This window comes from Rothia sp. HMSC075F09, assembly GCF_001810515.1.
GTDB lineage: Bacteria > Actinomycetota > Actinomycetes > Actinomycetales > Micrococcaceae > Rothia.
Genome location: NZ_KV801794.1, coordinates 52,507 through 62,847 on the forward strand (window position 1 = coordinate 52,507; position 10,341 = coordinate 62,847).

The following is a 10,341-nucleotide window of genomic DNA, read 5'->3' on the forward strand; positions in this document are numbered from 1 at the left end:
GAGTGAAAAATTGCATTGCGGATATAGCGCGATGAGCTGGAAAGTTCACCGTGCTTCTCTTTACACTTATACATAGGAGCATGAGTGTGCCGCCATGCAAGCGGATGAACCCCGACGTTCACGGCACGCTAGGCAGGTTTGTACGGTGCACACCCCGCACATACGGCCACCATCTTAGGCGATGCGCACATGCTCAGCGTGATGATTCGCCCCTCGAAGACGCGGGTCGTCTATGCCGGGGAGAGTCCCGGACGCGACGGATAAATTCACACTAATTGGAAGAGGCGTTTAACGTGCCAAATCTGCCAGAACATCTGGTGCCTGAGGAATTTGCCGGTAACGAATGGTTCGTTGAAGAACAGTACGAGCGTTACCAGAAGGACAAGAACCTCGTGGACCCTTCATGGTGGCCCATTTTTGAGACCATCGACAAGGCGCTGGGAGGCGCCGGTACCGCTAGTGCAGCTCCTGCTGCGGCACCCGCCGCACCGGCTGCACCTGCCGCACCTGTAGCAACTCCCGCCCCCGCGGCACCGAAGCCTGCGGCTGCGCCTGCTAACCCCACCCCTCCCGCTGCTACCAAGAAGGCTGAACCTGTGGAACCTGCTGAAGACAAGATTGTCCCCCTCCGCGGCCCTGCTAAGGCAGTCGTCACGACCATGGAAGAGTCGCTGACTGTCCCCACCGCAACCACCGTTCGTGCGGTCCCCGCAAAGCTGCTCATTGAGAACCGTGCTGCCATCAACAAGTACCTGGCAAGCACCCGCGGCGGCAAGGTCTCCTTCACCCACCTGATTGGTTACGCAGTAATTCGCGCAGTGGCAGCGATGCCTTCGATGAACGTGACCTACGGTGTGGACGAGAAGGGCAAGCCCGTTGCAATCCACAACGCGCACGTGAACTTTGGTCTGGCTATTGACCTGCCCCGCCCCGATGGTTCCCGTAACCTGGTCGTTCCGAACCTCAAGGGCGCTGAGAACCTCAGCTTCCGCGAGTTCTGGGATGCGTACAACGACATCGTTAAGCGTGGCCGTAACGGCGCGCTGACCATTGAGGACTTCCGCGGCACCACTGTTTCGCTGACCAACCCCGGTGGTATCGGTACCGTCCACTCGGTGCCCCGCCTCTCCAAGGGCCAGGCAGCCATCATCGGTGTGGGCGCGCTGGAGTACCCGGCTGAGTTCCGTGGCCTGTCCGAGAAGCTCATCACCCAGCAGGGCCTGTCCAAGATCATCACCCTGACCAGCACCTACGACCACCGCGTCATTCAGGGTGCAGGTTCCGGTGAGTTCCTGAAGCTGGTTGAGCACTACCTGCTCGGCGGCGACGACTTCTACGACGCAATCTTCCGCGACCTGAAGGTTCCTTTCGAGCCGGTTCGTTGGGCACGCGACAACCACGTCGATGACGCTCAGGAAATTTCCAAGGTTGCACGTATCCAGCAGCTCATTCACGCGTACCGCGTGCACGGCCACCTGACCGCAGCAACCAACCCCGTTGGCTACAAGATGCGTTCGCACCCGGACCTGAAGCTGGAGAACTACGGCCTGACCCTGTGGGATCTGGACCGCGTCTACCCGACCGGTGGCTTCGGCGGTTCCGAGCGTCTGCCGCTGCGCACCATCCTGGAGCGCCTGCACGAGGCATACTCCGGCTCCCTGTCCGTTGAGTACATGTACTCTGAGGACCCCGAGGTTCGCGCATGGTTCCAGGAGCGTCTGGAGCGCGGCGTTGCTAAGCCCACCCGCGAGGAGCAGCTGCGTGTTCTCTCCAAGCTGGTTGAGGCTGAGGCATTCGAGAACTTCCTGCAGACCAAGTACCTGGGTCAGAAGCGCTTCTCCCTGGAGGGCGGCGAGTCCCTGATTCCGCTGCTGGACGCTGTTCTGGACAAGGCCGCTAACAACGACCTGAAGGGCGTTGCCATTGGTATGGCACACCGCGGTCGCCTGAACGTGCTGACCAACATTGCTGGTAAGTCCTACGCTCAGATTTTCCGTGAGTTCTCCGGCACCGCAGCACCCTACGAGGGTGGCTCCGGTGACGTGAAGTACCACCTCGGTACCGAGGGTGTCTTCACCTCCGATTCCGGTAAGCAGACCCAGGTTTACGTGGCTGCTAATCCCTCGCACCTTGAGGCTGCAAACACCGTGCTCGAGGGTATCGTCCGCGCTAAGCAGGACGTCTACCGCGAGCAGGGCGTTGAGGGCCACCCGGTCCTGCCGATCCTGATTCACGGTGACGCAGCGTTCGCTGGCCAGGGTATCGTCATGGAGACCCTGCAGATGGCTGACCTGAAGGCGTACACCACCGGCGGCACCGTACACGTTGTGGTGAACAACCAGATTGGCTTCACCACCCTGCCGAACGACGGCCGCACCGCAACCCACGCCTCCGACATTGCGCGTATGACCAAGGCTCCGGTCTTCCACGTCAACGCTGATGACCCGGATGCAGTGGTTCGCGCCGCACGCCTGGCATTCGAGTACCGTGAGCGCTTCGGTCGCGACGTTGTCATTGACCTGATTTGCTACCGCCGCCGCGGTCACAACGAGGCTGACGATCCGTCGATGACCCAGCCGAAGATGTACCAGGATATTGACGTCCTGCCCTCGACCCGCACCCTGTACGCACAGGACCTGGTCGGTCGCGGCGATGTCTCTCAGGAAGAGGCAGACGAAGTTCTGGACTCCTACCACTCGAAGCTGGACGCTATCTTCGTCGAGACTCAGTCTTCGGCACCGGCTCCTGCTGGCGCGCACGTTTCCGGTCTGGAACTGCCCGCATCCCAGCAGAACACCGAGGTCGTTCACGGCGGTAAGACTGCAATTTCCCGTGAGACTCTGCAGCACATCGCTGATGCGTTCGGTAAGGAGCCCGAGGGCTTCACCGTCCACAAGAAGCTGAAGAAGCTCATGGAGCAGCGCGTTGAGATGGGCCGCACCGGCAACGTGAACTGGGGTATGGGTGAACTGCTCGCCTTCGGTTCGCTGCTGATGGAGGGCACCGACGTTCGTATGAGCGGTCAGGATGTTCAGCGCGGTACCTTCGTTCAGCGTCACGCTGTTCTGCACGACCACATCACTGATGAAGAGTGGTCGCCGCTGGAGCACCTCTCTGAGGACCAGGGCAAGTTCCGTATCTACAACTCCTTCCTCTCTGAGTACGGCGTTCTCGGCTTCGAGTACGGCTACTCGGTAGAGCGCCCCGACTCGCTCGTGGTGTGGGAGGCTCAGTTCGGTGACTTCGCAAACGGCGCTCAGACCATCATTGACGAGTTCGTGTCCTCCGCCGAGCAGAAGTGGGGCCAGCGCTCCTCGCTGGTTATGCTGCTTCCTCACGGCTACGAGGGTCAGGGTCCTGACCACTCCTCGGCTCGTGTTGAGCGTTACCTGCAGCTGTGCGCTGAGAACAACATGACTGTTGCATGCCCCTCGACCCCGGCTTCGCACTTCCACCTGCTGCGTCGCCACTCTCAGCACCGTCCGTACAAGCCGCTCGTGGTGATTACCCCCAAGCAGCTGCTGCGTTTGAAGGCTGCTGCGTCCTCCATCGAGGACTTCACCGAGGGTTCGTTCCAGCCGGTGATTGGCGATCGTTCGGGCATCAACCCGGCTCAGGTTGAGCGTGTGGTCTTCGTATCCGGCCGTCTCTACTACGATCTGGAAGCTGAGCGCGAGCGCCGCGGCGACACCAAGACCGCTATTGTCTCGGTGGAGCAGCTGTACCCGCTGCCCGAGCAGGAGATCAAGGAGCAGCTGGCTCTGTACTCGAACGCTACCGACGTTGTGTGGGCTCAGGACGAGCCTGCTAACCAGGGTCAGTGGCCGTTCATGGCTCTCAACCTGCAGCCGCTGATCGACCGCCGTATGCGTCTTGCTTCCCGCCCCGCAGCTGCTTCCCCGGCTGCTGGTACCGGTAAGCTGCACGAAGCTGAGGCTCAGGCTCTGCTCAAGCAGGTCTTCGAAGGCTAAGGTCTTCTACAGCTAAACTGCTAAGGTTTTAGCTCTTCAAAACCCGTCTTCCCGTCAGATGTTTCTGGCGGGCAGACGGGTTTTTTAGTCTCGGATGCTTACCGGAGAGGGTATTAAGTTCGAAAAGAGGCTCAAGAGCGCTTATCCTAGATATGAAGACTATTACTCACGTGCCTTGCCGCCTCTCACGGCGGGCGCATCCTGCTGAAGAAAGAATTCCGTGGAGCAACGCAATATTCGAATTGTGGCAGTCGGCGATGACCTGCTCGCCGGTGTTGGCGACCCCCGTACCCTCGGCTGGTTTGGCCGCGTTATGGCGCGCACCCCGCAGACCACTGCATCCATTGCGGCATATAACCTTGCCGCCCCCAATGAAGGTAGCGAGCAGCTGAATGCACGCTGGTTCGAGGAGGCGCGCCGCCGCTTCGTTCCCGGTGCTGATAACCGCCTCATTATTGCTCCGTCGACCTTTGACATTGATTTGGGTCTGACCAGCGCTCGTTCGCGTTTGAACCTGGCGAACATTGTGGATATGGCGTCGCAGAACAACATTAAGGTTCTGGTTGTTGGTCCGCCGCCGACCCTGGACGCTGAGCGTAACCGCCGTATCGCTGACCTGTCGGCGGCGTACGCGGATGTGGTGACCCGCCGTAACCACGTGTACGTGGATACGTTCAACCCGCTGCTTCACCATGAGCAGTGGCGCAACGACCTTGCCGCTAATGACGGCCGCCCGGGTCAGTCCGGTTACGGTCTGATGGCGTGGCTGGTTCTGCACCGCGGCTGGTACAACTGGCTGAACATTCCAGAGCACGGCTAAGAGCCCGCTCCCCCGGTTGGGACTGTGAGTTGATGCGAAGAAAGTTCGTGTTTTTTAGCTCATATCCCGGTTCCAAGATGCAATCATGCCGTTTCTATGAAAAAATAGACGGCGTTGCCCTTATAGCGTGGGCCACCGGTTTTCGGTGACCGCCTCTGCTAGGGCAGGTAATAGGGAGCGCGCACCGCGAAGGTGGGGCGTGCATCCATGAACACTATAAGGAGGCTCTGATGAGCAAGCGCGGTCGTAAGCGCAAGGACCGTCGTAAGGGCGGCGCAAACCACGGTAAGCGCCCCAACGCATAAGGTATCTTGCATACACTTTAAAACCCCGGCGTTTCGGATATTATTCGGACCCGGGGTTTTGCTTTACCCGCAGATGTTTGTGCGCATTCTGCGGAATAAAGAGAAGAATTCTACGTTATGGAAGTGAACGCCTGGCGCGTTCCTGTAGAGGAGAAACATGGCTGAAACCAACACCGCAGCGGATACCCGCGAGCTGCGCGAACGCTTTACCGCGGACGCTATGCAGTATGTGGATCAGCTCTACGCTGCCGCCCTGCGGATGAGCCGCAACTCTGCCGATGCTGAAGACTTGGTGCAGGAAACCTACATGAAGGCTTTTGCTTCGTACCACCAGTTCACCGAGGGTACGAACCTGAAGGCGTGGCTGTACCGCATCCTGACGAATACGTACATCAATTTGTACCGTAAGCGTCAGCGTGAGCCGCAGCAGTCTCAGGGTGAGACGGTGGAGGATTGGCAGCTGGCTCAGGCCGGTGAGCATGATGCGGTGGGTCTGCGTTCTGCCGAGGCGGAGGCGCTGAGTGCCCTGCCGAATACGGAGGTTCGTGAGGCTCTGAACGAGCTCTCTGAGGATTTCCGCATGGTGGTGTACTACTCCGATGTGGAGGGGTTCGCGTACAAGGATATTGCGGAGATTCTGGATATCCCTCTGGGCACGGTGATGTCTCGTCTGCATCGTGGCCGCCGTATTCTGCGTGAGAAGCTGCTCGATTATGCGCGTGAGAACGGTCTGCGCCCGTCGACCATCGCAAAGGCTGAGGCGAAAGCCGCAGCGAAGGCGAGCACTAAGGGGCAGCCGGCAAAGGCTACCAAGGGCACTAAGGCGGCCAAGGGCGTAAAGTCCCCGCCGGCGGGCTCTGGCTCCGAGGCGCCTGCAGATTCTTAGTTTCGCTCTTCTACACGTGAGCTAGCCCCCCCCATGAGGTTGGGGCTAGACTCCCCTAACGCTTTATACCTTCCGTGTGAAAGGAACCCCGATGTCAACCACAGACAAGAATTCTTCTGTCCCCGAAGCCTCCGCGGCTTCTGAGCCGCTGGAGGATTGCGGCGGCCAGCCCTGCTCGTCGTCTCTCAAGCGCCTCTATGAATTCCTCGATAGGGAGCTGAGCCCCGAGCAGCTGCGCACAGTTCAGGCGCATCTGGATGCCTGCCCCGACTGCGCGGATGTGAAGGACTTTGAGCTGATGATTCGTGAGAAGATGCGTTCTTCGTGCGCTCAGCAGGCGCCCGAGCAGCTGAAGGCGCGTCTACTGCAGGATGTGCAGAAGTTCTGCGCCGAGGCTAACCTCTAAGCTGCCTCAAGCTGTTGCCCCGCTGGGGGTATAGACATCTGATGATGAGTGAAGGCGGTGCACCAATAACGGTGCACCGCCTTTACGCGTGTTGGTTGGTTCGCACTACCTGGTGTGCATTGCCTATCTCACCTCTGGAGTCCTCGGCGGCTCGCAAACCCTCAACCGGTAGAATAGGGGTAGACGTCAACCGGCGCAGCGCACCACAGCCTGCGCCTCCCCGTGATTCGACCCAGAAGAGGACATATGAGCGACGCAGCAGTGCAGCTTTCCCCCGGTGATTGGCCCGCTCCCCTGGCACCCGCCTCCAGCGAAGCCGCTGGCAAGAACGCGCTGGTGCATATTCCGGGTTCTAAGTCGCTCACGAACCGTTATCTGTTGCTTGCCGCTCTGGCTGATTCCCCCTCGTATTTGCGTGCGCCGCTACATTCGCGCGATTCGGCGCTCATGATTGAGGCGTTGCGCCAGCTGGGTGCGGGTATTGAGCTGGTGCCGACCGATTCGCCGTTCGGTCCGGATGTGAAGGTCATTCCCCTCGACTTTGCGCAGGCACAGCCGCATGCTGTGTCGATTGAGTGCGGCCTCGCCGGTACCGTGATGCGTTTTGTGCCCGCTCTGGCCGCGCTACTGCCGGGTGAGTTCGCTTTTGACGGTGACCCGCATGCTCGTCAGCGTCCGATGGGTCCGGTTCTGGAGGGTCTGCGTCAGCTGGGTGTGCATGTGGATTGTGAGCAGGGCGAGAACGCTCTGCCCTTCGTGCTGCGCTCCCCCGGTCTGGCGAGCGTAGAGGGTATTTCTGAGGCGCCCGTGGTTCGTATTGATGCTTCGACGTCGTCCCAGTTCGTTTCGGCGCTGTTGCTGATGGCGCCTCGCCTGCCGCAGGGCATGGTGCTGGTGCACGAGGGCTCTTCGGTGCCGTCCATCCCGCACATTCAGATGACCGTGGAGGCGCTGCGCCAGATGGGTATTCAGGTGCAGGAGCACTACCCGAACCAAGGCAACGAAGCAGAGAGCGGCGAGTACCGTTGGACGGTTCACCCCGGTTCTTTCCCCGGCTTTGAGATGACCATTGAACCGGACCTGTCGAATGCCGGTCCGTTCCTTGCCGCCGCCGTGGTTACCGGCGAGTCGGTGACTATTCCTCACTGGCCAGCACCCGCGGCTGATTCTTCGGCGGGTACGACCCAGGTGGGCGATATGTGGCGTGAGCTTCTGCCCGCGCTGGGTGCGCAGGTTCGCTACGCTGAGAGCCGTCTGACCGTGACCGGTCCGGCGCAGCTTCCCGAGGGTGACTTCTCCTTTGACCTGTCTGCCGGTGGCGAGCTGGCGCCGACCATGGCGGCTGCCTGCGCTTTCGTGAATGGCCGCGTTGAGCTGACCGGCATTGCGCATCTGCGCGGTCATGAGACGGACCGCCTCGCAGCGCTCGCTGCTGAGATTAACCGCCTGGGAGGTACCGCCCACGACACCGCCAATTCACTGGTGATTGAGGCGCCCATCCCCGCTACCGCTGAGACTGAGCAGGTTCTGGCGCGCACCTACGACGATCACCGCATGGCGACCTTCGCGGCGATTATTGGTCTGCGCCGCGGCAACGTGGTGGTGCAGAACGTAGCCACCGTCGCGAAGACCATGCCCGAATTTACCTCAATGTGGGAGGACATGCTGGCGCAGTGGCAGGCCGGCGCTTCCACCTCTGACGTTACCGCCAACCAGGAGGTCTTCTAAATGGGTTCTTCCCGCATGAACGTGCGCGATTTCTCCGAATGGGATGAGTCGGATGTGCGCGTGCGCCCAAACAAGAAGGGCTCCCGCCCCCGCACGAAGGACCGCCCGACCTTCAAAGAAGCGATTCGTGGCAGGGTCATTACGGTGGACCGCGGCCGCTGGTCGGTTGTCGTTGATGAGGGTACTGAGAAGGAGCGTACCCTCATTGCGGCGCGCGCTAAGGAGCTGCGCCGCACCGCGATTGTGACCGGTGACTTTGTGGACCTGGTGGGTGACACCTCCGGCGCGAAGGATACCCTGGCGCGCATTGTGCGGCTGGGCGAGCGCACCTCGATTCTGCGCCGTAGCGCCGATGACACCGACCCGTCGGAGCGCGTGGTCGTGGCGAATGCTCAGCAGCTGGTGATTGTGGTTGCTGCGGCGAACCCGGAGCCGCGCACCGGCTTCATTGACCGTGCCGTGGTGGCGGCGTTTGACGCCGGGATTGAGCCGATTCTGTGCATTACGAAGACCGATGTGCGGTACCCGCAGAACCTGCTGGATTACTATGCGGCGAGCGGTTTGAAAATTGTGCTGTCTTCGTCTTCGGATGGTTTGGCGCCGAGTCAGGAGGGCGCGAAGGGTCTGGAGTCGGCACCGGTTCAGGAGCTTCTGCAGGAGCTGCTGGGTCAGGTGTCGGTGCTTCTGGGTCATTCGGGTGTGGGTAAGTCGACCCTGGTGAATGCGCTGACCGGCTCCGAGCGTGCGACCGGTCATGTGAACGCGGTGACGGGCCGTGGCCGTCACACTTCCTCGTCGGCGTTGGCGTTGCGTCCGGTGAATGCGAATGGCGACCCGATGGAGCCGGGCACCTGGATTATTGATACTCCGGGTATTCGTTCTTTCGGTCTGGCGCATGTGCCGCCGGAGACCGTTGTGGAGGCGTTCGTGGACCTGGCGCCGGGTGCGGCGGATTGTCCGAAGGCGTGTACGCACGCGGCGCAGGCTCCCGAGTGCGGTCTGGAGGCGTACGTTGCTGCCGGTCGTGCCGGTGAGAGCGGTCCCGCCCGCCTGGAGTCCTTGCGTAAGCTACTGCTGTTGACTCCTGAAGAGGGCGATTCGGAGAAGGAACTGGGCGCTCTCGTCTAGGTTCTCTCCCCTGCACTGCACACAGCACTACACGCACATTTTTGCTGACTACATCACCGAATACTGAAGAAGAGCATTACTATGAGCCGTCCCCAGCAGTACACCGACGATTTGCGTCTTGCGCATATTCTTGCCGATAGCGTCGATCGTGTGAGCGCCATGCGTTTTCGTGACCGCCCGGTCTTCTCCCCCGCTTCCGAGGTGGTAGAGCCCGCCGAGGCGGCACCCGCCGCGGCACCGTTGGCGCCGTGGCAGCAGGCTACTCAGCAGCCCGTAGAACCGCAGGCGCAGGAGCCTGCCGATTACGCCTCGAGTGTGGCTCAGGAAGTTGAAGAGCTTCTGCGCGCGCAGCTGTCGCGTGTGCGTACTCGTGACGGTATTGCCGGTGCCCATGCCGGCTATAACGGTCAGGCGGCGCGCCAGTGGGTGATTGCACCGATTGCTGAGCAGGATAATTTTCGCCGCGGCGTGCCGGTGTGGGCGACTCTGATTGCTTTGCTGGATCAGGGTGAGCCGGTGGTGGGTGTGGTGTCTGCACCCGCGCTGGGTCGCCGCTGGTGGGCTGCTCGCGGCTCGGGCGCGTACACGGGTAAGTCCTTGGCGCAGGCGACTCGTCTTGAGGTGTCTTCGCTGACTCAGCTGGATCAGCTGTCTGCCGCGTACACCGATCTCTCCTCCTGGAAGGCGGCCTCTGAAGGCGCTGTGGACCGCTCTGGCGAGCTTGTACAGCTTCTGGGTTGTGTGGGTCGTTCCCGCGCGTACGGTTCGTTCTGGGCGGCGTGTATGCTCGCTGAGGGTGCCGTGGACACCGTCGTAGACGCATCCCTGTCTTTCTACGAGGTGGCTGCGCTACTGCCGCTGATCCGCGAGGCTGGCGGCGTCGCCTCCACCCTGGAGGGTGATTTGCCCGAGCACGCGGGTGTTTCAGTCTCCGGTGTGCACCCGGTGTCCCTGGTGGCAAGTAATACGGCGGCGGTCCAGCAGCAGGTGCTGGAGGCGCTCGCACCCCGTTCCTAGATTCTCTCCGCCCCTAGCCCCTCCCCCGGTGACGGTGACAATATAGCGAGGCGGCGGCTTTCCGGTAAGTGGAAAGCCGC

Annotated in this window: 8 protein-coding genes; all 8 read left to right on the plus strand. The window is 61.1% G+C overall.

What is annotated here, in order from left to right; translation table 11 throughout:
- Positions 1-293: 293 nt before the first annotated feature.
- The 8 genes from HMPREF2749_RS07105 to HMPREF2749_RS07135 all read left to right on the plus strand — a co-directional run bounded on the left by HMPREF2749_RS07105 (position 294) and on the right by HMPREF2749_RS07135 (position 10,261).
- Positions 294-3,971, plus strand: a complete 3,678-nt coding sequence (locus HMPREF2749_RS07105; protein ID WP_070593941.1) for a multifunctional oxoglutarate decarboxylase/oxoglutarate dehydrogenase thiamine pyrophosphate-binding subunit/dihydrolipoyllysine-residue succinyltransferase subunit — start codon at positions 294-296, stop codon at positions 3,969-3,971.
- A gap of 220 nt (positions 3,972-4,191) precedes the next feature.
- Entirely contained in the window at positions 4,192-4,791 is a 600-nt protein-coding gene (locus HMPREF2749_RS07110) for a GDSL-type esterase/lipase family protein (RefSeq protein WP_005505446.1), read from the plus strand.
- Positions 4,792-5,021: 230 nt separating this feature from the next.
- Positions 5,022-5,096 (plus strand): 50S ribosomal protein bL37, encoded by a 75-nt coding sequence (locus HMPREF2749_RS09500; RefSeq protein WP_095343185.1) that lies wholly within the window; start codon positions 5,022-5,024, stop codon positions 5,094-5,096.
- Between the two features lie 157 nt (positions 5,097-5,253).
- Positions 5,254-5,982 (plus strand): sigma-70 family RNA polymerase sigma factor, encoded by a 729-nt coding sequence (locus HMPREF2749_RS07115; RefSeq protein WP_049342176.1) that lies wholly within the window; start codon positions 5,254-5,256, stop codon positions 5,980-5,982.
- Between the two features lie 91 nt (positions 5,983-6,073).
- Positions 6,074-6,388 carry a mycothiol system anti-sigma-R factor gene (gene rsrA, locus HMPREF2749_RS07120; RefSeq protein ID WP_005508601.1) on the plus strand — a complete coding sequence of 105 codons (315 nt, stop codon included), beginning with the start codon at positions 6,074-6,076 and terminating at the stop codon, positions 6,386-6,388.
- Positions 6,389-6,634: 246 nt separating this feature from the next.
- Entirely contained in the window at positions 6,635-8,116 is a 1,482-nt protein-coding gene (aroA, locus tag HMPREF2749_RS07125; RefSeq protein WP_070593917.1) for a 3-phosphoshikimate 1-carboxyvinyltransferase, read from the plus strand.
- Complete coding sequence (gene rsgA / locus HMPREF2749_RS07130; RefSeq protein ID WP_049356554.1) at positions 8,117-9,244, plus strand: ribosome small subunit-dependent GTPase A; 1,128 nt, start codon at positions 8,117-8,119, stop codon at positions 9,242-9,244.
- Between the two features lie 81 nt (positions 9,245-9,325).
- Positions 9,326-10,261, plus strand: coding sequence for an inositol monophosphatase family protein (locus tag HMPREF2749_RS07135; protein WP_049356551.1), 936 nt, complete (start codon positions 9,326-9,328; stop codon positions 10,259-10,261).
- The last annotated feature ends 80 nt before the right edge of the window (positions 10,262-10,341 follow it).

What these genes read in the sequence shown, in the direction of transcription:
- HMPREF2749_RS07115 (WP_049342176.1), top strand. Translation starts at nt 5,254, where the DNA reads ATGGCTGAAACCAACACCGCAGCGGATACCCGCGAGCTGCGCGAACGC.
- rsrA (WP_005508601.1), top strand. Translation starts at nt 6,074, where the DNA reads ATGTCAACCACAGACAAGAATTCTTCTGTCCCCGAAGCCTCCGCGGCT.
- aroA (WP_070593917.1), top strand. Translation starts at nt 6,635, where the DNA reads ATGAGCGACGCAGCAGTGCAGCTTTCCCCCGGTGATTGGCCCGCTCCC.
- rsgA (WP_049356554.1), top strand. Translation starts at nt 8,117, where the DNA reads ATGGGTTCTTCCCGCATGAACGTGCGCGATTTCTCCGAATGGGATGAG.
- HMPREF2749_RS07135 (WP_049356551.1), top strand. Translation starts at nt 9,326, where the DNA reads ATGAGCCGTCCCCAGCAGTACACCGACGATTTGCGTCTTGCGCATATT.